Annotated in this window: 26 protein-coding genes and 1 tRNA gene; 11 read left to right on the top strand and 16 right to left on the bottom strand. The window is 64.2% G+C overall.

The window, feature by feature from the left end; translation table 11 throughout:
• Positions 1-7: 7 nt before the first annotated feature.
• The 6 genes from OEZ71_RS16615 to OEZ71_RS16640 all read right to left on the bottom strand — a co-directional run bounded on the left by OEZ71_RS16615 (position 8) and on the right by OEZ71_RS16640 (position 5,669).
• Entirely contained in the window at positions 8-808 is an 801-nt protein-coding gene (locus OEZ71_RS16615; RefSeq protein WP_263741159.1) for an MBL fold metallo-hydrolase, read from the bottom strand.
• A gap of 1 nt (position 809) precedes the next feature.
• Complete coding sequence (locus tag OEZ71_RS16620) at positions 810-1,616, bottom strand: TatD family hydrolase (protein WP_263741160.1); 807 nt, start codon at positions 1,614-1,616, stop codon at positions 810-812.
• A 69-nt stretch (positions 1,617-1,685) separates the two neighbouring features.
• Positions 1,686-2,816 carry a DNA polymerase III subunit delta' gene (locus OEZ71_RS16625; RefSeq protein WP_263741162.1) on the bottom strand — a complete coding sequence of 377 codons (1,131 nt, stop codon included), beginning with the start codon at positions 2,814-2,816 and terminating at the stop codon, positions 1,686-1,688.
• A complete protein-coding gene (tmk, locus tag OEZ71_RS16630; RefSeq protein ID WP_263741163.1) occupies positions 2,813-3,424 on the bottom strand; it encodes a dTMP kinase in 612 nt (203 codons plus the stop codon). The genes OEZ71_RS16625 and tmk overlap by 4 nt, the downstream gene beginning before the upstream one ends.
• A gap of 8 nt (positions 3,425-3,432) precedes the next feature.
• Positions 3,433-4,602 (bottom strand): D-alanyl-D-alanine carboxypeptidase family protein, encoded by a 1,170-nt coding sequence (locus OEZ71_RS16635; RefSeq protein WP_263741165.1) that lies wholly within the window; start codon positions 4,600-4,602, stop codon positions 3,433-3,435.
• A gap of 20 nt (positions 4,603-4,622) precedes the next feature.
• Positions 4,623-5,669: an SPOR domain-containing protein gene (locus OEZ71_RS16640; protein ID WP_263741166.1), complete on the bottom strand. Its 1,047-nt coding sequence runs from the start codon at positions 5,667-5,669 to the stop codon at positions 4,623-4,625.
• Positions 5,670-5,911: 242 nt separating this feature from the next.
• Between OEZ71_RS16640 and OEZ71_RS16645 the strand changes: the two genes are divergently transcribed.
• Positions 5,912-6,001 (top strand) — tRNA-Ser (locus OEZ71_RS16645).
• Between the two features lie 143 nt (positions 6,002-6,144).
• On the opposite strand, the gene OEZ71_RS16650 is transcribed toward OEZ71_RS16645, so the two are convergent.
• The 3 genes from OEZ71_RS16650 to OEZ71_RS16660 are packed head-to-tail and all read right to left on the bottom strand — an operon-like array spanning position 6,145 to position 8,718.
• Positions 6,145-7,500, bottom strand: coding sequence for a sensor histidine kinase (locus OEZ71_RS16650; RefSeq protein ID WP_263741168.1), 1,356 nt, complete (start codon positions 7,498-7,500; stop codon positions 6,145-6,147).
• On the bottom strand, positions 7,500-8,159 hold the full coding sequence (locus tag OEZ71_RS16655; protein WP_263741170.1) for a response regulator transcription factor: 660 nt from the start codon (positions 8,157-8,159) through the stop codon (positions 7,500-7,502). Before OEZ71_RS16655 ends, OEZ71_RS16650 begins: the two co-directional genes overlap by 1 nt.
• Positions 8,160-8,202: 43 nt before the next feature.
• Complete coding sequence (locus OEZ71_RS16660; RefSeq protein WP_263741171.1) at positions 8,203-8,718, bottom strand: PepSY domain-containing protein; 516 nt, start codon at positions 8,716-8,718, stop codon at positions 8,203-8,205.
• 180 nt (positions 8,719-8,898) lie between these two features.
• On the opposite strand from OEZ71_RS16660, the gene OEZ71_RS16665 reads away from it, so the two are divergent.
• Together OEZ71_RS16665 and OEZ71_RS16670 are read left to right on the top strand one after the other, a co-directional pair.
• A complete protein-coding gene (locus OEZ71_RS16665) occupies positions 8,899-9,759 on the top strand; it encodes a hypothetical protein (protein WP_263741172.1) in 861 nt (286 codons plus the stop codon).
• A gap of 127 nt (positions 9,760-9,886) precedes the next feature.
• Complete coding sequence (locus OEZ71_RS16670; protein WP_263741174.1) at positions 9,887-10,129, top strand: hypothetical protein; 243 nt, start codon at positions 9,887-9,889, stop codon at positions 10,127-10,129.
• A gap of 104 nt (positions 10,130-10,233) precedes the next feature.
• On the opposite strand, the gene OEZ71_RS16675 is transcribed toward OEZ71_RS16670, so the two are convergent.
• The 3 genes from OEZ71_RS16675 to OEZ71_RS16685 form a co-directional block, all read right to left on the bottom strand.
• Positions 10,234-11,607, bottom strand: a complete 1,374-nt coding sequence (locus tag OEZ71_RS16675) for an aspartate aminotransferase family protein (protein ID WP_263741176.1) — start codon at positions 11,605-11,607, stop codon at positions 10,234-10,236.
• 14 nt (positions 11,608-11,621) lie between these two features.
• A complete protein-coding gene (locus tag OEZ71_RS16680; RefSeq protein ID WP_263741177.1) occupies positions 11,622-13,097 on the bottom strand; it encodes an NAD-dependent succinate-semialdehyde dehydrogenase in 1,476 nt (491 codons plus the stop codon).
• A gap of 190 nt (positions 13,098-13,287) precedes the next feature.
• A complete protein-coding gene (locus OEZ71_RS16685; protein ID WP_263741432.1) occupies positions 13,288-13,770 on the bottom strand; it encodes an Lrp/AsnC family transcriptional regulator in 483 nt (160 codons plus the stop codon).
• Positions 13,771-13,865: 95 nt separating this feature from the next.
• On the opposite strand from OEZ71_RS16685, the gene eutB reads away from it, so the two are divergent.
• From eutB to doeB, 4 genes are read left to right on the top strand one after another with little or no spacing between them, the layout of a single operon-like run.
• Positions 13,866-14,858: a hydroxyectoine utilization dehydratase EutB gene (gene eutB / locus OEZ71_RS16690; RefSeq protein ID WP_263741178.1), complete on the top strand. Its 993-nt coding sequence runs from the start codon at positions 13,866-13,868 to the stop codon at positions 14,856-14,858.
• Positions 14,859-14,860: 2 nt separating this feature from the next.
• Complete coding sequence (eutC, locus tag OEZ71_RS16695) at positions 14,861-15,853, top strand: ectoine utilization protein EutC (protein ID WP_263741179.1); 993 nt, start codon at positions 14,861-14,863, stop codon at positions 15,851-15,853.
• An 18-nt stretch (positions 15,854-15,871) separates the two neighbouring features.
• Positions 15,872-17,059 (top strand): ectoine hydrolase DoeA, encoded by a 1,188-nt coding sequence (doeA, locus tag OEZ71_RS16700; protein WP_263741181.1) that lies wholly within the window; start codon positions 15,872-15,874, stop codon positions 17,057-17,059.
• A 4-nt stretch (positions 17,060-17,063) separates the two neighbouring features.
• Positions 17,064-18,053 carry a N(2)-acetyl-L-2,4-diaminobutanoate deacetylase DoeB gene (doeB, locus tag OEZ71_RS16705; protein WP_263741183.1) on the top strand — a complete coding sequence of 330 codons (990 nt, stop codon included), beginning with the start codon at positions 17,064-17,066 and terminating at the stop codon, positions 18,051-18,053.
• On the opposite strand, the gene OEZ71_RS16710 is transcribed toward doeB, so the two are convergent.
• The 4 genes from OEZ71_RS16710 to OEZ71_RS16725 are packed head-to-tail and all read right to left on the bottom strand — an operon-like array spanning position 18,050 to position 22,155.
• Positions 18,050-20,173, bottom strand: a complete 2,124-nt coding sequence (locus tag OEZ71_RS16710; RefSeq protein ID WP_263741185.1) for a molybdopterin-binding protein — start codon at positions 20,171-20,173, stop codon at positions 18,050-18,052. The two genes, doeB and OEZ71_RS16710, sit on opposite strands and share 4 nt — an antisense overlap.
• Positions 20,170-20,664, bottom strand: a complete 495-nt coding sequence (gene mobB / locus OEZ71_RS16715) for a molybdopterin-guanine dinucleotide biosynthesis protein B (RefSeq protein ID WP_263741187.1) — start codon at positions 20,662-20,664, stop codon at positions 20,170-20,172. The genes OEZ71_RS16710 and mobB overlap by 4 nt, the downstream gene beginning before the upstream one ends.
• Complete coding sequence (gene mobA / locus OEZ71_RS16720) at positions 20,661-21,266, bottom strand: molybdenum cofactor guanylyltransferase MobA (protein WP_263741188.1); 606 nt, start codon at positions 21,264-21,266, stop codon at positions 20,661-20,663. Before mobA ends, mobB begins: the two co-directional genes overlap by 4 nt.
• On the bottom strand, positions 21,259-22,155 hold the full coding sequence (locus tag OEZ71_RS16725; RefSeq protein ID WP_412175644.1) for a formate dehydrogenase accessory sulfurtransferase FdhD: 897 nt from the start codon (positions 22,153-22,155) through the stop codon (positions 21,259-21,261). The genes mobA and OEZ71_RS16725 overlap by 8 nt, the downstream gene beginning before the upstream one ends.
• Before the next feature lie 39 nt (positions 22,156-22,194).
• Here OEZ71_RS16725 and OEZ71_RS16730 point away from each other — a divergent pair, with 39 nt between their 5' ends.
• From OEZ71_RS16730 to OEZ71_RS16745, 4 genes are all read left to right on the top strand, one after another.
• Positions 22,195-22,701 (top strand): DUF2478 domain-containing protein, encoded by a 507-nt coding sequence (locus OEZ71_RS16730; protein ID WP_263741190.1) that lies wholly within the window; start codon positions 22,195-22,197, stop codon positions 22,699-22,701.
• A 126-nt stretch (positions 22,702-22,827) separates the two neighbouring features.
• Positions 22,828-23,532: an ABC transporter permease gene (locus OEZ71_RS16735; protein WP_263741191.1), complete on the top strand. Its 705-nt coding sequence runs from the start codon at positions 22,828-22,830 to the stop codon at positions 23,530-23,532.
• The gene (locus OEZ71_RS16740; protein WP_263741193.1) at positions 23,526-24,242 is read left to right on the top strand and encodes an ATP-binding cassette domain-containing protein; all 717 of its coding nucleotides are present in this window, start codon (positions 23,526-23,528) and stop codon (positions 24,240-24,242) included. The genes OEZ71_RS16735 and OEZ71_RS16740 overlap by 7 nt, the downstream gene beginning before the upstream one ends.
• The gene (locus OEZ71_RS16745) at positions 24,242-25,042 is read left to right on the top strand and encodes an ABC transporter substrate-binding protein (protein WP_263741434.1); all 801 of its coding nucleotides are present in this window, start codon (positions 24,242-24,244) and stop codon (positions 25,040-25,042) included. Before OEZ71_RS16740 ends, OEZ71_RS16745 begins: the two co-directional genes overlap by 1 nt.
• Positions 25,043-25,079 lie beyond the last annotated feature (37 nt).

The following is a 25,079-nucleotide window of genomic DNA, read 5'->3' on the forward strand; positions in this document are numbered from 1 at the left end:
AACAGGGCTAAACCTCGTATTCCAGCACCATCCCGTCGTAGGCGGCGCTGATATGGTCAGGGGTCTCGGCCTCGACCGTCCCGTGGTCGAGGTCGATATGCATATTGGTCAGAACGCCGCGATTCGGCCGGGCGCGCGCCAGCCATTCCAGCGTCAGGGCCAGATGGGCATGGGTCGGGTGCGGCTTGCGCCGGAGCGCGTCGACGATGAAGCAGTCAAGCCCGGTCAGGTGGCTTTGCCAGACCGGCTCAGGGATCGCCAGCACGTCGGGCAGGTAGACAAGCCCGCCGATGCGGAAGCCGAGCGCGTCGATATCGCCGTGATCGACCTCGAACGGGTCGAAGCTGATCCGCCCGCCCGGCCCGTCGATATGGACCGGGCCCCTGATCGTGTGCAGATCGCAGATCGGCGGATAGGAGGAGCCTTCGGGCTGCACGAACGCGTAGGCGAAGCGCGACATCAGCGCTTCCTGCGTCGGCGCATCGGCCCAGACCGGAACCTTGCGGCGGTTGAGGAAGACCAACTGGCGCAGGTCGTCGAGCCCATTCACATGGTCAGCATGGGAATGGGTGTAGAGGACCGCATCGAGATGGTCGATTTCCACCTTCAGAAGCTGTTCGCGCATGTCGGGCGACGTGTCGATCAGAACGCGGGTGATGCCCTCATCGCCGATCCGCTCGACCAGCATCGAACAGCGGCTGCGGCGGTTCTTCGGGTTTTCCGGGTCGCAATCGCCCCAGAGCCCGCCGATGCGCGGCACGCCGCCCGACGACCCGCAGCCAAGGATGGTGAAGCGCATAAGCGCCATGTCAGGCCGCCTTTGCGGCCGCTGCCGCCTTGGTGAAGAGCCGCTCAAAATTCGCCTCGGTGCGGGTCGCAAAATCTTCGTAGCTGAGGCCGAAAATTTCTGCCCCGACCTTTGCCGTATGCGCAGTGTAGGCCGGTTCGTTGCGTCGCCCGCGATGCGGCGGGGGGGCAAGGTAGGGCGCGTCGGTTTCGACAAGGATGCGGTCGACCGGGGCGCTCGCGAAGATGTCGCGCAACTCCTGGCTTTTCGGGAAGGCGGCGATACCGGACATGGACAGGTAAAAGCCAAGGTCGAGGGCGGCTTTCGCGAGGTCCGGCCCCGAGGAATAGCAGTGCATGACGCAAGCGTAAGCACCGTTCCGGTATTCCTCGCTCAGGATGCGGGCCATATCCTCATCCGCCGCGCGGGCATGGATGATGAGCGGCAAGCCGGTCTCACGCGCCGCCGCGATATGGATGCGGAGCGACTGCTGCTGCACCTCGGCGCTGTCGGCTGTGTAGTGGTAGTCGAGCCCGGTTTCGCCGATGCCGACGAATTTCGGGTGTTTGGCGAGGCGGGTGAAGTCGTCGACCGTGGCCATCGGTTCTTCCGCCGCGCTCATCGGATGGGTGCCTGCCGCATAGAAGACATTGGCATGGGTTTCCGCGATGGCGCGGACCTGCGGTTCATTCTTCAGCCGCGTGCAGATCGTTACAATGCGGTGGACGCCTGCCGTATTGGCGCGGGCGATGACATCATGCAGTTCCCCGGCAAAGTCAGGGAAGTCGAGATGGCAATGGCTGTCAGTGATGAGTGCGGGTCTGGTCATGGCCTGCCTTTAGCGCGTTTTTCAGCCGAGGGGAATGCGGCGAGGGCAGGGAATGGGGAAAGCTTTAGCCTAGGCGCTGATCGTGTCGCGGGCGGCCTCATCGATCTTCAGCACCATGTCGAGAATCAACGCGGCGGGGTCGAGATTGACGGCGCGGCCGTGTCGGGCGCGGGCGCCGAGGCTTTGGCTAAGTTCGGCCCAGCGGCGGCCTGCTGCGGCATGGGGGGCAAGGCGGGACAGAAGCTGCGCTTCGCCCGGCGCGGCCTCTGGTCCGGTGGTTCCGGTGGCACCCGCGCGGGCGAGGCGGGCGAGGAAGAGGTCCAAGAGGTCGAGGAGGAGCGAGAGTTTCTCCTCCGCCCCGCGTTGCGCGGCGCTTTCGGCAAGTTTCAGGGCCTGCGGCCGGTCGAGGCGCGGGAGCGTCGAGAACAGCCGGACGATGGCGGCGTAGGTGTCGAGTCCGTCGAGATTGGTCAGCCTGATCGCCTCGCCGACGGAGCCGCCGGCAAGGGTTGCAAGGGCGGCGCCATTTCCGGCGTCGGCCCCGGCGGCGGTCATGGCTTTGGTGAGGGCGTCGGGGCTGAGCGTGGTGAGCCGCAGTTCGCGACAGCGCGAGCGGATCGTCGGCAGAAGGCGCGACGGCTGGTGCGAGATCAGGAGGAAGGTGACGCCATGGGGCGGCTCCTCCAGCATCTTCAGAAGCGCATTGGCGGCGGCGGTGTTCATCTCATCCGCCGGATCGACGATCACCGCGCGGCGGCCGCCATCGGTGGCGGAGAGGTGCAGGAAGCTTTTCATCCGGCGGACTTCATCGACGGTGATGACGGTCTTGAGCCGCTTCTTGTCGTCGTCCCAGGCCCGGCGCAGGGGAAAGAGCCGGGGCTCCGAACCGGCATGGATGCGGCGGGCGACCGGGTGGTCGGGGGCGATCTCAAGCGATGCGGGCGCCGGGGCCGGATCACCGAAAAGGCCGCCGCCGTCGTCTTCGGGCGTGGCCAGAAGAAAGCGCGCGATGCGCCAGGCGAGCGTTGCCTTGCCGACCCCGAGCGGACCGGTCAGAAGCCAGGCGTGATGAAGCCTGCCCGAGCCATAGGCATCGAGAAAGGCGGCCTCGGCGGTGTCCTGCCCGATCAGGCGGGCGGTGTCGCGCGGATGCGGCGCGCCTTCGACCCGGTCGGGTTCGGGATGACCCTCATCGCTCATGCCAGCGCCCCTTCGGCGATGGCGGCGACCTCCTCGGCGACGGTTTCCGGCAAGCGGTTGCCGTCGATGACCCGGAATCGGGCCGGGAATTCGGCGGCCAGCGCGAGGAAACCGTCACGCATGCGCGCCTGCAAGCCCGCGCCGAAATCCTCGAACCGTTCTTCAGTGCCGTTGCGCCCCTTTGCACGGGCAAGGCCGACCTCCGGGTCCATGTCGATCAGGAAGGTTAGGTCGGGTTCACGGCCGATCATCATCTGGTGCAGGCGGTCCACCGTGCCGCGCAGATCGCCCCGCGAAAGGCCCTGATACATCCGGGTTGAATCGGCGAAGCGGTCAGAGATGACGACCTTGCCCGCCTTCAACGCGGGTTCGATCACCCGTTCGAGATGATCGCGGCGGGCGGCGGTGAAAAGGAGGATTTCCGTCTCGGCCGACCAGCGGTCGGGGTCGCCTTCCAGGACCAGCCGCCGGATTTCCTCGGCGCCCGGAGAGCCGCCCGGTTCGCGGGTCAGGACGACATCGCGGCCCGCAGCCCGCAGGCGATCGGCCAGCATCCGCGCCTGGGTCGATTTGCCGGACCCGTCGATCCCCTCAAACGTGATGAACATGCCGCCGGTCAGCTTTGAAACTCGGCGACTTCGGCCACAACCAGTTTGGCCAAGATGCCGAAGGCGGTGCGCAACCGGCTGGTGAAGCCGCCTTTTGGCACGGCCTGTTCCGCCACAAGCGGAATGGTCACCATCGGAATACCCGGGATGTCGATCTGCATCTCGGCCAGTTTCTGACCGTCTTCGATCGGCGCCTCGATCGGGCTGGAATAGACCACATTGGCCTTCAGCGTTTCCTGCGCGAGCGAGGGCAGAAGCAATTCGACGTCATCGCCGACGACAAGGCCGACTTTTGTCGCCTCGCCCAGCCAGACATCGGCCTCGGCGATGCGGGTGCCCTTCTGGGCGACCGTCTTCTGGACGAATTCGCGAAAGGCCCAGTTGGTGATCGCCTCGGCCTCCTGCGCGCGCTCGGCCTCACTGGCCATCCCGGTAAGGACGAAGACGATGCGCCGACCGTTCTGATGCACCGCCGAGCCGACGAGACCATAACCGGCTTCGGACGTATGGCCGGTCTTCAGCCCATCAGCGGTCCAGTCTCCGTTGCCACCGGTCCGCAACATAGGGTTGCGGTTGCGGGAGTTGGCGGGCACCCGATCCTTGTAGTTGTACTCCGTCATCGCGAAATACGGGTAGAACTCGGGAAACTCGGTGATCAGACGCGTGGCTATGAAGCCGAGGTCGCGCGGGCTCATCCGCTGGTTTGGGTCGGGCCAGCCAGACGAATTCGCAAAGGTCGACTGGGTCATACCAAGGTCCCTGGCGCGCTGTGTCATAAGCTTTGCGAAGTTTTCCTCGGAACCGGCGAGGCCTTCGGCGACCACGACGCAGGCATCGTTGCCCGAGTTGATGATGATGCCGTGGATCAGCTCTTCGACAGTGGGACGGTCATCCGGCTTCACGAACATTTTCGACCCGCCCATCTGCCAGGCCTTGGTCGAGACGGAGAAGGTCGTGTCCATGCTGGCCCGCCCGTCCTTGACCGCCTCAAAGAGCATGTTCAGCGTCATCAGCTTGGACATCGAGGCGGGCGGCAGGGGGGCATCCGCGTTCTTTTCAAGAAGAACGGTGCCGGTTGTCATGTCGTAAACCCAGGCCGCCTGCGCGCGGGTGTCGAAAGCCTGGGCCGGAATGGCGATAACGAGCCCGAGGAGGAGCGCGGCGAGGTGGCGGAACATCTGAGACCTCAGTCCTTTGCTTATTGCGTCACGGGATAGGCGTCGGCAAAGCCGGCTTCTTTGACCCGGGCGAGCAGCGCGTCGCGTTCGGCCACCGAGGCAGCGGGGCCGATCAGGACGCGCCAATAGGGTTTTTCGTTGCCCTGTTCACGGATGATCGTGGCCGTCAGGCCGGCCGCCTTTGCCTTTTCTGCTGCCTTGTTGGCATTGGCTTCGGCGGTGAAGGTGGCGATCTGGATGTAGGAACGTTTCAGCGTGGCCGCCGGTGCGGTGGCGCTCAGCGGTTCGCCAACCTCGGCCCGGTCGATGGCGGCGGCTGCACCCGCGATCGGGTCGAGCGGGGCCTGTTCGATCTGACCTGACGTGATGCCGCCGGTCACCGGCGCGTCTAGTGCCGGATCGGCCTGCGGTTTCTTGCGCAGGAACCCGAAGAGACCGCCGGACTTCTTCTTTGGGGCGGGCTCGGCCGCAGGGGCTTCGGCGGCGGGTTCGACGGGGGTTTCCGCAGCGATCTCGGCGGCCGGAGCAGCTGCAGCCGGGGCGGCGGCAGGCGCAGTTTCCGGGGCGGGTTCGACAGCGGCGGCCTGGGCCTCGGCCTCCGGTTCGTCGACCTGTTCGGCGTCGGACGGGGGTGGCAGTTCCACCTCTTTGCGTCGCAGGGCCACGATGCTGAGTTCGGCGGGCTGGCCTGCCAGCATGCCAAGTTCCTCTGCTGCATCCGATGAGACCTGAACGCTCGGTCCCGGATTGTCACGTTCGCGCCGGAACAGGGCGCCGGTGACTGACTTGCCGTTGGTCGCGTTGCGGATGATGACGCGTTCGGGGTCGGTCACATCGGCGTGGGCGACCCAAATCCCGCCAAGCGAGGGGCGCCCATCCCAGAGACCCTTTGCGGTCAGTTGAAACACATCGGGGGCTTCAACCTCGGCACCGACGGCGGCTTTAGCAGCAGCCGGTTGCCCGGTTTCTGGTCCGGAGGACTGCGATGACGTCCCGGTCTGCTGACACCCGCCAAGAGCAAGCGAAAGCAACGCCGCCCCGAGCCACGCCAATCCCTGCCTATTCATGCTCGCCCCCGATTTTGCACGAGCTCTGCGTCGTGCTTGTCTGCCTAATATTTTTGTACGGCAACCGACCCCCTGACTCGGATCAAATCGGTCGTATTACCCCAAGAACATGCGGTGTTCCGCGCCTGATTGTTTATTGTAGCGGTTCGGCACCTTCAAGAAAAGGCTGCGCCAGACCTTGTTGCGGAAATCAGCCATGTAGTCTTTCAGAATCGCGAGCGGCAGGATAAGGCCGGTTTGCCGGAAGCGTGGCCGAGTGGTTGAAGGCACTGGTCTTGAAAACCAGCGACGGGGAAACTCGTTCGTGGGTTCGAATCCCACCGCTTCCGCCATTCCTTGGGAATAGGTTGTTTTTCTGACGGTCGGGCGGGCTTCGTGATCCTAACCGCCACCGCTGACAGCTGTCCGGTGAACATCGGTATGACCGGCCAGCGATCTCAGATGACCGGGCGCATATCATTCTTATTCCAAGGAATTATTCGGTCTCGGATGCGCCAAGCCCGCGGCGGGCGGGGACTGAGAATGTGACCCGCAGCCCGCCCAGGTCTTCGGACTGCGACAGCGCGATGCGGCCGCCATAGGCGTGCATCAGATCGGCGGCGATGGCGAGGCCGAGCCCGGTGCCCGGCATCGAAGTATCGAGGCGTCCGCCCGACCGCAGCGCCTCGCGCCGGCTTTCCTCGGGAATACCGGGGCCGTCATCCTCGATCGCGAACCATATGTCGTCGGGGGACTCGCCGCCGATGACACGGACGGCCTTCCGGGCCCATTTGAACGCATTTTCAAGCGTATTGCCGAGGATCTCTTCCAGGTCCTGCGCATCCATCGGGATATGGATGCGGTCTGACAGGTCCACTTTCAGGGATTTGTCTTTGGCGTTGGGCATCGAACGGAAGAGGCGCGCAAGACGGTCCACCGATTTGGAGAGTCGTGTTTGCGTCTTCGTCGTCGCGCCGGTGTTCTCGGCGCGGATGCGGGCAAGCGAGCGCTGCAATTGCGCGTCAACGCGGTCGAGAGCCTCATGTGCTCGGTCCAGTTCGATCCCCTGACTGGTCAGCGCGTCGAGTTCATTGCGCAGGATGGCCGTGGGTGTTCTGAGCGCATGCGCAAGGTCCGCCGCCTGCCTGCGGCCGCGTTCGACGATCTCGCGGTTGCGGTGCAGGAGCGTGTTGATATCGGTGACTAGGGGCGCCACTTCGTCAGGGTAATCGGCCGGGTCAAGCGTATCGTTGCTGTCCCAGCGGTGCGCGACATCCTTGCGCAGCTTGTTCAGCGGCCGGATGACGGCCGACATCTGCAGCATTGCGCCAGCAACGCCCAGCGCGCCGATGAACGCGAATGTGGTCAAGAGGCTTTGCCGGATCTGACTACGCTCGGCATCCAGAGAGTCGAGGGACTCGGCTACGGCAACAGTCCAGGCTGTGCCGTCGTCCAGCTGCACCATGCTGGCGATACCGCGCAGATGACCTTCGGGGCCGGGACCGTTCCAGTAGTCCGGATCGATCGTGTCCACTTGAGGATGATCTAGGAGGGTATCGAAGAGCGACCGCGACGCGATTGCTTCGCCGTCCGAGGCGATGACCTGCCAGTAGCGTCCAGAATAGGTCCGCTGATAGGCGGGGTCTGTCAGCAATCCTTCCATCGCATCGGCATCGCCGCCGCTGTTACCGAGCGCGGCGACGACCTGAAGGTAGCGATCGCGAAGCGCGGTATCGAACCGGTGAAGGCTCAGCGCGTCGAAATAATAGAACAGAGCGACGCCGCCGATGGCAATGATCAGGCCGGCCCAAAGCAATCCGCCGACGATTGCACGCTGCCGAAGCGAACGCATCAATCGGAATCGATCATGTAACCGCGGCCGCGGACCGTCTGGATGAAGTCGCTGCCGAGCTTCTTCCTAAGCCGCGTGATAAACACGGCGATCGTATTGGAATCCCGGTCGCCGTCATATTCGTAGATATGGTCGGACAGCTCTGTCCGGGACACGAGACGACCGGCATTATGAAACAGATAGGAAAGCACGGCGTTTTCCTGAGCGGTCAGCTCGACTGGGAAACTGCCCTTGGTGACGCGGCCGTTGCGGGTGTCGAACTCGACATCGTCCTTACGGAACACCGGGTTGGCAATGCCGGTCTTGCGGCGCAGAAGTGCGCGGACGCGTGCCGAAAGCTCCGCCATGTGAAAAGGTTTCGACAGATAATCGTCGGCCCCTGCGTCAAGCCCGTCGACCCGGTCGGTCCATCCGTCCCGGGCGGTCAGGATCAGGACCGGTGTGTCGACCTTATAGGCGCGCCATTCCTTTAAAACCGACAGGCCGTCCTTCTTCGGAAGGCCGATATCAAGTATGATGACGTCGTAGGCTTCGTTAGAGCCGCGGAAAACCGCCTCCTCGCCATCATGTACGACGTCGACAACCTGTCCCTCGGCGCTGAGCGCCCGCTTGATCTGGTCGCACAGAACGGTTTCGTCTTCGGCAATTAGTATTCGCATGGTCGATCCTGGCGTGATCCGTGGCTAGTGGTGCCGTGATACACTACTTTTTACTGCCGCCGCTACCACCGCCGTTGCCGCCACCGTTGCCGCCACCGTTTCCACCGCCGTTGCCGCCACTATTGCCGCTGCCGCCACTGTTGCCGCCGCTGGAATTGCCCTTGCCGGGATTGGCCGTGCCAGAATTGCCGACGCCCTTCTTCGATTTGCCGCCCGGGTTGGCACGTGCGGCCTGACGCACCGCCCTGGCGCTTTCCGAAGCACCGGGTAAAGGTTTGCCGGTCGCGGCATCGACGACGACGCTGGCCAGTTTGCCGTTCGGCTGCATCACCAGAACATGATAGTAGATGCCATCCGCTTCAAAGGCGCGGACATCCACCGCTTCACCTGAAACGCTGCTTTGCACTGAACGTAGTATGTTCGCCAGACTTTGGCTTTGCCCGGCCTTCACGCTGTCGCGCAACTCTGCCTGGCTGAGTTCACGCATACCGGCCGCCTGCACCGTCAGGGGTGCAAGCATCAGGGCAAGAATGCCAACCGTGAGAATGCGCTTTATCATATGCATTGCGTATCAAATACGCAGTGAATGGGGCATGAATAGGGTGTTGTCGCCCGGTTCAATGCGAATGTGGTCTCTAATTGGTTAACGATTGACCGATTCGCCGGTCGTTGTCGCCGAATAACGGCGGGCGGTGTCTAAAAGGCGAGATCGGGAGATGCAACGATACGAGGACGAATCATGACACGCTCACCGCATATGTTGATGAAAGCCGCCTGTTTCGCCGTCGCGTCGCTCGGGGCGGTGGCATTCGTGACGTCTGTTGCAATGCCGGATGCAGCCTATGCCAAGAACGGCAACGGTGGCGGCAATGGCGGTGGCAAGGGAGGCGGAAAGAGCGCCGACAAAGGCGGTAATGGAAAGGGTTACGGCAAGGGCGGGAACGTGAATAAGGGCGGTGGCAAGCGAACGACCGCCGCGAAATCCACCAAGGTCATCAAGAAGACGACGACTGTCTCTGCTGTCCCGGGCGAGCCGCTGCATCCGAGCGAGTTGGGCAAGTGGAACGCCAAGAATGCGAACCAGGCCGCGCTTGATGCGCATATCCGCAACCAGAATTTCAACGGCACGATCGGCGCGCTGTCGCAATACCAGTTGGCCGCAAAGGCTGCCGCGGGCGAGGAACTGACCGAGGACGAACAGGCCGCGCTCGACTCGCTCCTTGGTGAGCGTGAGCCGGTGGAAGTGTCGGATCAGGAACTCGAAGATCTGCTCAACGCGGATACCGTCGAAGGTGATCCGCAGTATTCGGTCCAAGATGGTGTGGTGTCGTGCAGTGCAAACTGCGACGCCGCCGACGAGGCTGCCGCACAGGATATCGTCGACGCGGCGGTCGACAGCGCCCAGGATGAGGCCGATCAAGCCGCGCTGGATGATCTTCTCTCTGACTCCGAGGCGCGGATCGTCGATGAATCCAACAAGGAACTGTCGCCCGAGCGCACCGAGGATCTTCTCGATGAGCTGGCTTCGGCCCTCGGCGTCACCCGCGCGCTTCCGGTCGAAGACGAGGAGGCACCGGCAGAAGAAACCGTGGCAGAGTAACTGCCACGCAGGCAAGAACAGCCCCCGGTTTCAACGGTCCTGGGGCTGATAAAATAATAAAAACAATAAGATAAATATGAGGAAGGGCAGTGCAGACTTCGTGCTGAATTAGAAGGGGAAGTACGATATGCCACTGTATTGGATCATCGACCGCCTGGCGCTTGTAACGGCGATCGGCACGTCTTCGACCATGCTGCTGCTGCAGCAACCCGAGGCCTGTATCGCAGCGCTGACAATCTGGCCGTTGACCCGTGGGATCATCTCGGTCGTGGACGTTTTCTTCGTCTTCTTCACCAACCAGCCGCTGGTCCGCTCGAGAGAGTATCAGCAGTCGCTGGGTGACAGCACTTCGCACAGGATTGCAGACTGAACAGCCCGCCCGCGACCGGTGCGTTTTCTACCGGAGCCGGTTCGAAAAGAAGCCCGCAGTGCGGGCTTCTTTCGTTTTGGTAGGTGAGTCGGTCCGCGAAACGATCACCCCAATACGGTCTTCACCGCCCGCGCTGTCGCCGCGACGACCTTATCGGCTTCGGCCTTGGTCAGGCAGAAGGGCGGCGCGAAGCCGAGGATGTCGCCCTGCGGCATGGCCCGGGCGATGACCTTATCCTGCGCCAGCAGCGTGGCCGAGACCTGCGGGCCGATCTTCTTTGCCGGGTCGAAGAAACGACGGTCGGCCTTATCCTCGACGAACTCGACCGAGCAGAGCATGCCCTCGCCGCGGATATCGCCGACATGGGGATGATCGGCCAGCGCCTCGGCCATGGTCTTTTTCAGATAGGCCCCGACCTCACCCGCGTTCTGCACGAGGTTCAGATCGTCGATGAGCTGAAGGTTCGCGACCCCCGCCGCCGCGCCGATTGGATGGGCGGAATAGGTCCAGCCATGACCGATGGGGCCGTTTTCGTCGGTGCCCTGTTCCAGCACCTTCCAGACCCGGTCCGAGACGATGGAGCCCGATAGCGGCGCATAGGCCGAGGTCAGGCCCTTGGCGATGGTGATGATATCGGCCTCGATCCCGTAGTGATCCGATCCGAACATCGTGCCGAGACGGCCAAAGCCGGTCACGACCTCGTCCACGATCAGCAGGATATCGTGCTTTTTCAGAACCTTCTGGATCGCCGCCCAGTAGCCTGCGGGCGGCGGTACGATGCCGCCGGTGCCCAGAACCGGTTCGCCGATGAAGGCCGCGATGGTGTCCGCGCCTTCCCGCTCGATCAGGGCCTCAAGCTCGGCCACGCAATGGGCCACGAAATCGGCCTCGGACTGGTTCAGGTCCTTGCGGCGGTAGTAGTAGGGCGCCTCGGTGTGGATCACCTGCGCCAGCGGCAGGTCGAACTTCTTGTGGAAGAGTTCCAGCCCCGTCAGCGAGCCGGTCACGAGGCCAGAGCCGTGATAGCCGCGCCAGCGCGAGATGATCTTTTTCTTCTCGGGCCGTCCGAGGACGTTGTTGAAATACCAGACGAGCTTGACGTTCGTCTCGTTCGCGTCGGACCCGCCGAGCCCGAAATAGACCTTCGACATGTTCGACGGCGCCCGGTCGACGATCATCTTGGCGAGCGTGATCGAGGCCTCCGTGCCGTGGCCGACATAGGAATGGTAATAGGCCAGTTCCTTTGCCTGCGCCGCAATCGCCTCGGCGATCTCCTGTCGTCCGTAGCCCACGTTGACGCAGTAGAGCCCCGCGAAGGCGTCCAGCAGCCGGTTGCCGTCCCGATCCTCGATATGCACGCCCGAGGCGGTCTTGATCACCCGGCTCGGGCTTTCGCCGCGCGCATGTTGGGCAAGATGGGTCGAAGGGTGGAAAAAGTTCTCGCGGTCCCAGCGGTCGATTTGGTCATTCGTCAGCATCGGTCTTTCCCTTCTCATGCCCAGTCACGGCAGACGTACTTGATTTCGGTGAATTCCTCCATGCCCAGACGCGATCCTTCGCGACCGAGGCCGGATTGTTTCATGCCCCCGAAGGGGATCGGCGCGCCGGTCACCTTGGTCCGGTTGACCGCGACCATGCCGAACTGAAGCGCACGGCTTGCACGGTAGATGCGGCGCGGGTCCTGCGTGTGGACATAGGCAACCAGCCCGTATTCAGTGTCGTTGGCGCGGGTCAGCGCCTCTTCCTCGGTATCGAAAGGCACGATGGCGGCGACGGGACCGAAGGTTTCTTCGTGCAGGATTTCGGCATCGGCGGGCACGTCGGTCAGGACGGTCGGCTCATAGAAGAGCGGGCCGAGCGGATGGCGCTTGCCGCCGCAGGCGAGCGTCGCGCCCTTGGACAGCGCGTCCGCAACCTGTTCTTCCTGCTTGGCGACGGCCTTTTCGTTCATCAGCGGACCGATATCGCGATCCTCTAGCCCCGGCCCGATGGAAAGGTTTTGCGTCGCCGACGTGAATCGGCGGCAGAACGCGTCATAGACCGGTCGTTCGACGAAGATCCGGTTCGCGCCAAGGCAATCCTGCCCGGAGGTGGCGAATTTCGCCTTGATGGTCTCCGTCACCGCCACCTCAAGATCGGCATCCGCGAAGACAAGAACTGGCGCGTGGCCGCCAAGTTCCATCACCAGCCGTTTTACCGTTTTAGCGGACTGGCGGTAGAGCAACCGCCCGATCTCGGTCGAGCCGGTGAACGACAGGACACGCACGCGCGGGTCATCGGTCCACGGCCCGACGATCTCGGGGGCGTCGCCGGTGACGACGTTGAAGACACCTGCGGGAAGGCCAGCGCGGGCGGCCAGTTCGGCTAATGCCAGCGCCGACAGCGGGGTTTCGGCCGAGGGATGCGCGACGATTGTGCAGCCTGCGGCCAGCGCGGCGGCGGCCTTGCGGGTCAGCATGGCGGCGGGGAAGTTCCACGGCGTGATGAGGGCGGCCACCCCGGCCGGTTCGCGCCAGACCTCCACCTCGGCATCGGCGAGATGCGAGGTGACGCCTTCGACATTCGGCCGCTTGGACTCTTCGGCATAAAACTCCACGAAGGAGGCGGCGTAGTCGATTTCCCCGCGCGCCTCGGAAAGCGGTTTGCCCTGCTCGACGACCATGATCTGCGCAAGCTCTTCACGGTGGGCCACGATCAGGTTGAACCAGTTCCGCAAGAGGTGCGACCGGTCCTGCGGCAGGCGCGCGGCCCAGGACGGAAAGGCGCGGGCAGCGGCATCGACAGCCGTGGTCGCGTCCGCCCCGGTCAGCTTCGCCACGCTGGCGACGATCTGTCCGGTCGCGGGGTCGGTGACGGGGAAGGTCGCGCCGTCGTGGCCCTCTATCCATTGGCCATCGACATAGGAGGAGGTACGCAGGAGGGATGTGTCCGCCCGCAGGTCGGTGCCGATGGCGCTTATGTCGTTCATCTTCAGTGCTCCGCAGTTTCCAGCCGCCTTCGACGTCATGACGATCAGGCTTGCGGGGGAAGTATCGCCCGGGAGCGGATGGGACCGGGTCTGAATTTCCCGATTCTGGCAGACGATTCATCTGAAATCGGCCGCAAATACAGTCAAAATTTTGGGGCGGGTTATTCTAGGGTTCTGCCGGGCGTCCGGGTCAGCCGAGTCCTTCGACCAGAGCTTCGATAGGCGGCACCGAGGGCCCCTTGACCGGTTTGGTCACGACATAGGTGAAATAGCGGGCGATGCGGGCATCGCCGTTCAGAAGGTCGTCGATGAAGTGCTGATAGGCGTCGATATCACGGGTGACGATCTGCAAAAGGTAGTCGAATCCGCCCCCCAGCGCCCAGCAGGCGGTGATCTCGTCATGGCGGCGGGTGGTTTCCTCAAAATCGCGCTGCGCCTTGGCGCCGTGATCGGCAAGTTCGACGGTGACGAAGACAGTCACGTTGGGGCCGAGCTTTCTGAGCGAGATGGCCGCGTGATAGCCTTCGATGATCCCGGCCTTTTCAAGGCGTTTCAGCCTCTCCCAGCAGGGCGTGGGGGACAGGTTTATGCGTGACGCAAGCTCGGCCTTGGTGATGCGGCCCTCTGTCGAGAGAACCTTCAATATGGCGATATCCCGCCTGTCGAGTTTCAGCAAAGACACCGCCTCCCGGTCACGTTACCGTGGAGGTCAGACATATTGGACTTCGGTGCCAAGGTCCAAGGTCAAATTCGGAAAGGGCCGCTGACATGTCTTCAGCGTCGGTGACGCTCGATGAAATACTGGCCGCCCGGGATCGGATCGGGGGGGCGCTTCGCCGGACGCCGGTCGAGGTGTCGGCGAGCCTGTCGGAGATAATGGGCGTGCCGGTCCATCTGAAGCTGGAGCATCGGCAGATCACCGGCAGCTTCAAGTTGCGCGGCGCGACCAATGCCGTGCTATGCCTGTCGGATGCAGACCGCGCGAAGGGTGTCGTTGCCGCGTCCACCGGCAATCACGGACGGGCGCTTGCCCATGCCGCGCGCGAGGCCGGTCTGCCCGCCGTCATCTGCATGTCCAACCTCGTGCCCGCGAACAAGGTCGAGGCGATCCGGGCGCTGGGCGCCGAGATCCGCATTGTCGGACGCTCGCAGGACGATGCGCAGGAAGAGGTCGAGCGGCTGGTGGCCGAGGCGGGCATGGTCATGCTGCCGCCCTTCGATCACGCCGATATCATTGCCGGTCAGGGCACGCTCGGGCTCGAACTTCTGGAACAGGTTCCTGATGTGGAGACGGTTCTGGTGCAGCTTTCGGGCGGGGGCCTGATCGCTGGCGTTGCCGCGGCACTGAAGGGGATGCGGCCCGATATCAGGGTCATTGGCATCTCAATGGAACGCGGGGCGGCGATGCAGGCGTCTTTGGCGGCGGGGCGCCCGGTCGAGGTGGAGGAACTGCCGACGCTGGCTGACAGCCTTGGCGGCGGCATCGGGCTGGAAAACCGCCACACCTTCGCGATGGTGCGCGATCTGGTGGATGAGGTCGTGCTTCTGACTGAGGCGGAGATCGCCGAAGGTGTCCGCCACGCCTATTGGCAGGAACGCCAGATCGTCGAAGGCGCGGGCGCGGTCGGGATCGCGGCGCTGCTGGCCGGTAAGGTGCGGCCTTCGGGCAAGACGGCAGTTCTTCTGTCGGGCGGTAATATCGACATGGGCCTGCATCACCGCCTAGTTTCGGGCGAGGATGTCGACGTGGCGAAAGGATAGACATGCCGAGTATACGGATACTGAGCGAAACGGAACTGCGGCAGGCCATCCCGCTCGATCTTGCGGCCGTGAACTGCGTGGCGGAGGGTTTTGCCGCGTTAGGCGGCGGCACGGTTGAAATGCCGCCGATCCTGTCCATGGGCATTCGGGAGAATAACGGCGAGGTCGATGTAAAGACCGCCCATATTACCGGGGCCGAAAGCTTCACGATCAAGATGTCGCCGGGATTTTACGACAATCCCGCAATCGGCCTGCCAACCACGAACGGGATCATGGTGGTATTCTCGGCAAAGACCGGGCAGGTCGAGGCGCTGCTTCTGGACAATGGCTATCTGACGGAAGTGCGCACTGCCGCCGCCGGGGCCGTCGCGGCCCGGGCGCTGGCGCGCGAGGACGCCGCGACCGCCTGCATCGTCGGCGCGGGGATGCAGGCGCGGCTGCAGTTGAAGGCGCTCTGCCTTGTCCGGCCGATCACCTCGGCAGTGATATGGGCGCGGGATACGGCCAAGGCCGAGGCGGCGGCGAAAGAGCTTTCCGCTGACCTTGGCATCCCGGTTACGGCGTCGTCCGATCTCGCCGGCGCGGTTTCGGGTGCCGATGTGATCGTGACCACGACCCCCGCCGCCGAGCCGCTGATCAAGGCCGACTGGCTGCGCCCGGGCCAGCATGTGACGGCCATGGGCTCCGACCAGCATCACAAGGCGGAACTTGAGCCCGCCTGCCTGACCCTTGCCGATCTTTATGTGCCCGACCGTCAGAGCCAGACCGCGCTGATGGGTGAGTTGCGCGGGGCCATCGAGGCCGGGCTGGTCCCGCCCGACCGCACCTTCACCGAACTGGGTGACATCGTCGCGGGCAAGGCCCCGGGCCGCACCTCGCCCGATCAGATCACCATCGCCGACCTGACCGGCACCGGCGTTCAGGACACCGCCATCGCCACCTTTGCCCGCCAACGTGCCGACGCGGCGGGCATCGGCACAGATTTCAACAGCTAACCGCGAAAGTAGCCTCAGATGACCATGGCAACGCTTTACTTCACCCGGGAAGAATACGCCGCCCGCATCGCCAAGACGCGCAAGGCAATGGAGGCGAAGGGGGTCGATCTCATCATCGTCTCGGACCCGTCCAACATGGCCTGGCTGACAGGCTATGACGGCTGGTCCTTCTACGTCCACCAATGCGTGCTGCTGGGGATGGAGGGCGATCCCGTCTGGTTCGGGCGCGGGCAGGACGCGAACGGGGCCAAGCGCACCGTCTTCATGTCCCATGACGACATCATCGGCTATCCTGACCACTACGTGCAGTCGACCGAGCGGCATCCGATGGATTACCTGTCGGAGCGTATTGCCGAGCGTGGCTGGGCAAGCGCCCGGATCGGGGTCGAGATGGACAACTACTGGTTCTCGGCTGCTGCCTTCGCGTCACTCCAAAAGCATTTGCCCAATGCGCGTTTCAGCGACTCGACGGCGCTGGTGAACTGGCAGCGAGCGGTGAAGTCCGAGCAGGAGCTCGATTACATGCGCGTTGCGGGCAAGATCGTCAGCAAGATGCACCGGCGCATTTTCGACACCGTCGAACCGGGGATGAGGAAATGCGACCTCGTGGCCGAGATTTATGATGCCGGGTTGCGCTACGATGAAGGGATCGGCGCGGGCGGCGATTATCCCGCCATCGTGCCGCTTCTGCCCTCGGGTGCCGATGCCTCTGCCCCGCACCTGACCTGGGATGACAAGCCGATGAAGTCGGGCGAGGGCACGTTCTTTGAAATCGCGGGTGCCTATCACCGCTATCACTGCCCGCTGTCGCGGACCGTCTTCCTCGGCAAGCCGACGAAGACCTTCCTCGATGCCGAAAAGGCCGTGCTGGAAGGCATGGAGGCGGGGCTTGAAGCCGCGAAGGCGGGCAATCTCTGCGAGGATATCGCCCATGCCTTCTTCGGGGTCCTCAAGAAATACGGGATCACCAAGGACAACCGCACCGGCTATCCGATCGGGATTTCTTACCCGCCCGACTGGGGCGAGCGCACCATGTCGCTGCGCCCCGGCGACAAGACCGTTCTGGAAGAGAACATGACCTTCCACTTCATGACCGGCCTCTGGATGGAGGATTGGGGCTTCGAGATCACCGAGAGCATCGTCATCGGCAAGGGTGCGCCCGAGCTGTTGGCCGATGTGCCCCGGCAGATGGTTGTGAAGGGGTAAGCCCGTGAAACCGAACCCGATTATGCCGACGATTCCGTTCGATCAGGACGGTGCCCACCATGGCTTCCTGCGCCTGCCCTACAGCCGTGACGACAGCGCCTGGGGGTCGGTGATGATGCCCATCACCGTGATCCGGAACGGTGATGGCCCGACCGCGCTTCTGACCGGCGCCAATCATGGCGACGAATATGAAGGGCCGGTGGCGCTGATGGATCTGGCGGCAACGCTCGATCCGGCCGAGGTCACGGGGCGGGTGATCATCGTGCCCGCCCTCAATTATCCCGCCTTCCGTGCGGGCACGCGCACCTCGCCCATCGACAAGGGCAATATGAACCGGTCTTTCCCCGGTGCGCCTGATGGCACCGTGACGCAGAAGATCGCGGATTATTTCCAGCGCACGCTGGTGCCGATGGCCGATATCGTCCTCGACTACCATTCAGGCGGCAAAACGCTCGACTTCCTGCCCTTCGCCGCGGTCCACGTGCTCGAGGACAAGGCGCAGGAGGCAGCCTCAGTCGCCGCGATGAAGGCCTTCAACGCGCCCTGGTCGATGATGATGCTGGAGATTGACGCGGTCGGCATGTTCGACACGGCGGTGGAGGAACAGGGCAAGGTCTTTGTCACGACCGAGCTGGGCGGCGGCGGCACGGCCACGGCGCGGTCGATCGGCATCGCCAAGAAAGGGGTGCGCAATCTCCTGATCCATGCCGGTATCCTGAAGGGCGCGCTGGAGACGGGGCCGACCGTCAACCTCGATATGCCGGATGGCGACTGCTTCCACTTCGCCGAAGGTGACGGACTGATCGAGCCGATGTCCGATCTGGGCGATGTGGTCGCGAAGGGCCAGCCATTGGCCCGGATCTGGGCACCGGACCGGACCGGCGTGCCGCCGGTGACCATTGCGGCGAAACGTGCGGGGCTTCTGACCGCACGGCATTTCCCCGGTCTCGTCAAGGCGGGCGACTGTGTCGCGGTGATCGCGGTCGAGGTCTAGAGCCCGAAGCCCTGATAGGGCAGGAACCGCACCGGATCGCCGGGCTGGACGGCCAGCGCTTCGTCGGGCAGTTCGACGAGGCCGGTAGCCCAGTTCAGTCCGCTGATCCGGCCCGAACCTTCCGAGGCGAAGACCTCCACCCTCCCATCCGCGCCGATCCGGGCGCGGAGATATTCGCGCCGTCCTGCCTTCTTGGACTTGGCGAAACCTGCGGGCAGGGTCATGGCCAGGGGCTCGGCCCAGCCCGCGCCGGACAGGAGGCTGATGGCGGGGCGCGCAAAGATCGCCGCGCAAACGAAGGCCGCGACCGGGTTGCCGGGCAGGCCGAAGACCGGCACGCCGGACCAGAGCGCAAGCGCGAGGGGCCGCCCGGGCTTCATCGCGATGCGCCAGCTTGTGAGGTGCCCGCGTGTCCGCAGGAGGGCCGAGACGTGATCCTCATCCCCCGCCGATGCTCCGCCCGAGGTCAGGATCACATCGGCCTCCGCCGCGCCGCGGTCGAGTGCGGCGGCGATCAAGGTCGGGTCGTCGCGGACATGGCCGAGATCGACCGGCACCGCGTCCCACGCAGCCGCCATGGCCAGAAGCATCGGCCGGTTGGCGTCGTAGATCTGGTGTGGTTCGGCCTGGTCCGCCGGGCTGCCGATGATTTCGTCCCCGGTTGAAAGGACGCCGACACGAAGCGGCCGGAAGACCTCGACTTCGGCAATGCCAAGGGCGGAAAGCAGGGCAAGGTCTGGCGCTCGCAGCCGGTGACCCGCGCTGAGCGCCACTGCGCCTTCGGTCACGTCCTCGCCCGCCTTGCGGGTATTGGCGCGCGGTTTCACCGGGCCGTCGAACGCAACCGTCGCGCCATCGGTCGCACAATCCTCTTCCAGCACCACAGTATCGACGCCTTCGGGCAAGATCGCCCCGGTCAGGATGCGGATCGCATGGCCCTCTGGCACGGTGCCGCCAAAGGGTTGCCCTGCCGCTGCCCGTCCCGCCACCAGCGGCAGGCGCTGGACGCCCGTACCGTTCGCGGCATGGGCAAAGCCATAGCCGTCGACGGCGGAATTGGGCCGTGGCGGGTTCGACCGCCGCGCGATGCAATCGGCGGCCAGAACCCGGCCGGACGCCTTCGCCACGGGCAGGGTTTCGGTTTGTGTGATCGGGACGAGGGCCACGCGCAGCCGTTCTAGCGCGTCATCCACCGGCACCCATTCCACGCCCTGCGGCATGGCAAAGCAATCATCGCGAAGTCGGGGTGGGATCAAAGCCGAGGAAAGAGTTGTACGGGCGGCTTTCTCAATCAATGCCTGATGGCCGAGGCCAAGAATCCAACCCTCCTCAGGGTCACCTTCGCGTGTCATGGCCTCAAGGACTCCCGGTTCAAGCGCGGCCAGACCAGCGGAGAGAATACGCACCTGCGCACGATCTCTGATCTCGTTCGGCTCTGCCAGTTCGGCAATGGTTTTTGCGATCAGCGAGGGGAAGAGTTCGACCAGCGTGATTGGCGCCTGTCTGCTTTCGAAGGGTCGTACCGCGAGTGCGGCGCCGAAGCGTTTCCGAAGCTGCTGAAGTCGCGCGATTCCAAGTAGCGCTTGAGAACCGACAGAGCCGACGCCGGACAGCTTCCAGACAGGTTGTGTGCCCGGGGCGGCTTCGCAGACACGCCTTTCGGCAAAGGGGTTCTCATAGCTGGCTTTGTTGCGCGGCAAGTCTGCAATGTCGCGTTGCAGACCGTTGCCCCAGAACGGGCCGCTTCCTGGAAATAAACGGTTGATCGCACCCGCAGCATCAAACCGATTGTTCGCGTTGTCGGTGCCGTCTTGGATCCGAGCTGCGATCTCGGTCCAGAGTGCGAGTGGATCATCGCTTCCACATAGGGCTTTGGCAAAACCGCGCGGATATCCGAAGGGAAAGTCGAACCCTGCCAATACGCGGCGGCCTTTATAGCATTCACGCTCGAACAAAGTGCAAAGCGCCTGTACCGCATCCTCGCGGGTTCGGTAGTACTCCGTACCGGCATCACCTGCTCTGCTCGCAACTCCGATCCAGATCGCGTCCTTCGAGGGCCGCTCGGGTGAAGGTGAAGCGGTCCCAGACCAATCGACAACGACGATTGTGTCGAAGCTCACAGCCCGACCTCCTTCAGTATGAAATCCGCGATCGCGGTGATGTCGTTCAGATCGAAGACCGGCACGTCGAGACCCGCAGGCACTGTATCTGAGGCCACCGCCCGCACCGTCGGATTGTCGGGCGCAAGCAGGGGACGGCCGGTTTCGGCACGATGGGCTTCAACCTTCGGATGGCTTTCGCGCTTGTAACCCTCGATCAGCACCAGATCGACGGGGGAGAGTTTTGTCAGAAGCTCGGCCAAGGGCGGCTCGTTCGCGCCGCGCAATTCATGCATGAGCGCCCAGCGGACGGGCGAGGCGACCAGAACTTCGCGCGCGCCCGCCTGCCGGTGGCGGAAACTGTCGCGGCCCTCGTGGTCGATCTCGGTCGCATGATGGGCGTGCTTGACGGTCGAGACGCTGAAGCCGCGACCGGTGATCTCCTCCACCAGCCGCTCCATCAGCGTGGTCTTGCCGGAGTTCTTCCAGCCGGTGACGCCGTAGACCCTCATGCGATCAGCCTTTCCGCCTCTGCGATGTCTTCGGGCGTGTTGATGTTGAAGAAGGGGTCGAAGGGGTCCGAGGGAAACTCGGCGATGCCAGCCTCATGGCGGTCGGTCCAGAGGACGATCTTCCTCAGACCGCCTTCCAATGCGGCGCGCAGATCGTTGCGCAGCGCGACCGGCCAGAGGCCGAAGGTCGGGTGCTGCCAGAGCTTGCCGGTATCGTCTCGGCTGGCGGCCAGCGCGAGGCCCGAGGGGCCGGCGGCGGCCTGAAGCCGGGCGACCAGATCGGCGGGGAAGAAGGGCGTATCGGCGGCGACCGTGACGATGGATGCGGCGCCCAGCCCCGCTGCCCAGTCGAGCCCGGCGAGGACACCGGCTAGCGGGCCGGGATGGTCGGGCAGGCTGTCTGGCAGGACGGGCAGGCCAAATTCGGCAAACCGCGCCGGATCGCCGTTGGCGTTGATCGCGAGGGGTGCGCATTGGGGCCCCAGCCGTGCGATCACCCGGTCGATGAGCCGCTCGCCCGCCACGCGTTTCAACCCCTTGTCGCCGCCGCCCATCCGGGTCGCCTTGCCACCGGCGAGGATGACGCCGGGCGTACTAGTCATCCCCCGCCCCCTTGCGCCGGTGCTTGCGATCCTCATCCTCGCCAGTCAGCGCGGCGTCGCGGATCAACCGGTCCTCGCCTGAGAGACAGACGAACCTTTGTCCCCGCATCCGGCCGATCAGGGTAAGCCCGATCTGCCGCGCGATCTCTACCCCCCACGCGGTGAAGCCCGAGCGTGAGGCGAGGACGGGGATGCCCATCTGGGCGGTCTTGATCACCATTTCCGAGGTCAGCCGTCCGGTCGTGTAAAGGATCTTGTCGTCTGCGGGCACAGCGTGGCGGAACATGAAACCCGCGATCTTGTCTACCGCATTGTGTCGGCCGACATCCTCCATATACACCAAGGGCCGGTCCCCCTGACAGAGCACGGTTCCGTGGATCGCCCCGGCTTCGAGATAGAGCGAAGGCGTGGTGTTGATCTCTCTCGCCAGCTTGTAGAGCCAGCTGGTGCGGACCTCTGCTTCGGGCAACACCAGCCCCTCCAGCCCCTCCATCATGTCGCCAAAGACCGTGCCCACCGCACAGCCACTGGTCCGGGTCTTTTTCTTCACCTTCTCCTCGTAAGAGGTCGCGCGTTCGGTGCGGACAACGACGGTCTCGATCTCCTCGTCGTAATCGACGCCCGTCACCACATCGTCGGCCTTCAGCATCCCCTGATTGCGCAGGAAGCCGAGCGCGAGATAGTCGGGGTAATCGCCGATGGTCATCGCCGTCACAATCTCCTGACTGTTCAGGAAGATCGTCAACGGCCGCTCCTCCACCACCGCGATTTCGGTGGGGGCGCCGGTCTGATCGGTGCCAGTGACGCGGCGGGTCAGGCGCGGGTCGGCGGGGTGGGGAAGGATCGGCAGGTCAGGGATCATCGGGCGGCTTTCCGTTTCGGCCCGCATCTTGTATTCCGGCGGAAGCGGTTTCAAGGGGATGCGGGCATGCTCGGCTATGTCATCGCGGAAGGACGGGGCGCGGCGGACCGGGTGCTGGCCGATCTGGCGCGGCATCTGCATGACGAAGGCTGGCCGCTGGCCGGAGCCGTTCAGGTCAATTCCGAACGTGGCGAGATGCATCCCTGCGACATGGACCTGCATGTGCTGGCCGCTGACCGGATGGTGCGGATATCGCAGAATCTCGGGTCGCTCGCCAAGGGGTGCAGGCTCGACCCGTCGGGGCTGGAACAGGCTGTCGGCATGGTCGAGGCGGCGCTGGAGGCACAGCCCGGGCCGCGCCTTCTGATCGTCAATAAGTTCGGCAAGCAGGAAATCGACGGCCGCGGCTTCCGGCCCGTCATTGGCCGCGCGCTTGCGGCTGGGGTGCCGGTTCTGACGGCGGTCAACAAGGCCAACCTGCCGGGGTTCGAGGCCTTTGCCCATGGGCTGGCCGAATCCCTGCCACTGGATTTCGACGCCATTCTGGACTGGTGTCACCGCACGGCGGAATAGGGGCTTCAGGCCTGACCGGCAAAAGTGGACAAAATGTCCCTCCAGAACGTCACCTTGTCCGTTTTCACCCCCATAATGTCCCTCTATGGAGGAAGAGAGATTCGCAACCGGCAGGGCGGCTGAGGCATGAACGATATCGTCGAGGGGCTCTGGCAAGCCGCAAGGCTCGTCGTCACGCTCGACCCCGGGCTGGCCGAGATTACCCTGCGATCCTTGCAGGTTACGGTGACCGCGACGGTGATCGCCTCGGCCATCGGTCTGCCGATGGGTGCCTGGATCGCGGTCAACCGGTTCCGTCTGCGCCGCTTCGCCATCGCGATACTGAACGCGCTTATGGGATTGCCGCCGGTCGTCGTCGGCTTGATCGTCTATGTGCTTCTGTCGCGCTCGGGTCCGCTGGGCGTTCTGGGGCTTCTCTTCACGCCCACGGCGATGATCATCGCGCAGGTGATCATCATCACGCCGATCATCGCCTCGATCTCGCATCAGGCGATCCGCGAATTATGGGCGGATTACCATGACCTTCTGATCTCGCTTCATGCCACGCGGGCGCAACGGATCAAGACGCTTCTGTGGGACGGGCGGCGGGCGCTGATGACCGCGTCGCTCGCCGGGTTCGGGCGCGCGATCGGAGAGGTCGGGGCGATCATGATCGTCGGCGGCAATATCGACCATGCGACGCGGGTCCTGACGACGGCCATCGCGCTGGAGACGGGGAAGGGCGATTTCGGGCTCGCTTTGGCGCTGGGCTTCGTCCTGATCGCCCTCGCCATCGCGGTGAACCTTGCGCTGCACATGCTCTCGGGCACCGAAAGGGGCAGCCGATGGTAAGCGCGATCCTGCCCCTTGTGTTGGAAGACGTCGAACTGCGCCGGCAGGGCAAGCGCATCCTCGGTCCGGTATCCCTGACACTGGAGGGCGAGGGGATCACCGTCGTCATGGGGCCGAACGGGGCGGGCAAGACCTCGCTTCTGAGGGCCATGCACGGGCTTGAACGGATCAACCGGGGCCGCGCGGTCTGGCAGGGCGGCGCCGAGGATGTCCGGGCGCGGCAGGCTTTCGTTTTTCAGACGCCTGTCCTGATGCGCCGCAGCGTTCTCGACTGTATCGCCTATCCGCTGATCCTTGACGGGGTCGCGCGCAGGGATGCCCGGGCGCGGGGCGAGGCGGCGGCGGAAGAGGTCGGGCTGCATGTCACGCTGTCCGCGCCGGTCAGTGTTCTGTCGGGCGGTGAGCGGCAGAAGATGGCGCTGGCCCGCGCGCTGATCCGGGCGCCGGAGGTTCTGTTCCTCGATGAGCCCTGCGCCAATCTCGACCTGCATTCGACGGCCGAGATCGAGCGCGTGCTGACGGCTGCCCGCGACCGGGGCACACGCATCGTCATGTCCACCCACAATGTCGGTCAGGCGCGCCGCCTTGCCGACGATATCCTCTTCCTCTTCGATGGCCGGTTGATCGAGACCGGCAGCGGGGACGCTTTCTTTGCCGGGCCGGGAACGCCGGAAGCCAGAGCCCATATCAACGGAGACCTTTTACCATGATGTTCAAGACCGCCTTTGCCGCCCTTTCGGCGCTCTGGCTCGCGACTGCGGCCGGGGCCGAGGAGCTGAAGATGGCCGTGACGACCTCCTTCGCCAATTCCGGCCTTGCCGAGGTGCTTTTGCCGGAGATCCAGAAGGATACCGGGATCGAGGTGCAGCTTCTGGTCGTCGGCACGGGTCAGGCGCTGAAGCTCGGCGAAGCCGGCGATGTGGATGCGGTTCTGGTGCATGCCAAGGCCGCCGAGGAAGCTTTCGTGGAGGCAGGCAACGCCACCCACCGGCGCGAGATCATGTACAACGATTTCGTCGTCGTGGGACCTGCGGGTGACCCTGCCGGTGCGAAGGCGGCGGGCTCGGCATCCGAGGCATTCGCACTGATCGAAGAGGCGCAGGCCCCCTTCGTCAGCCGCGGTGATGACAGCGGCACGCACAAGGCCGAACTGAAGATCTGGGCCTCGGCCGGGATCGAGCCCGCGGGCGACTGGTACAAGGCCGTCGGTCAGGGCATGGGCGCGGCACTGAACACCGCTGCCGGGATGGACGCCTATATCTTCGCCGACCGGGCGAGCTGGCTGAACTTCGACAACAAGGCGGGCTTGGATTTGCTGTTCCAAGGCGATCCGGCGCTCTTCAACCAATATGCTTATCTGCCGGTCAATCCCGAGAAGCATGCGCATGTGAAGGCCGACGCTGCGAAGGCGCTGGAGGACTGGCTGGTCAGCGACAAGGCCAAGGGCCTGATCGAAGGCTACCAGATCGGTGGCCAGAAGCTCTTCCACTTCAACGCGGAAGCGATGTGAGATTGATGGCGCGGCGGCTGCGGTCGCCGCGCCCTAT

The sequence above is a fragment of the Albidovulum litorale genome (genome assembly GCF_025751495.1).
GTDB classification, from domain to species: Bacteria; Pseudomonadota; Alphaproteobacteria; order Rhodobacterales; family Rhodobacteraceae; genus Albidovulum; species Albidovulum litorale.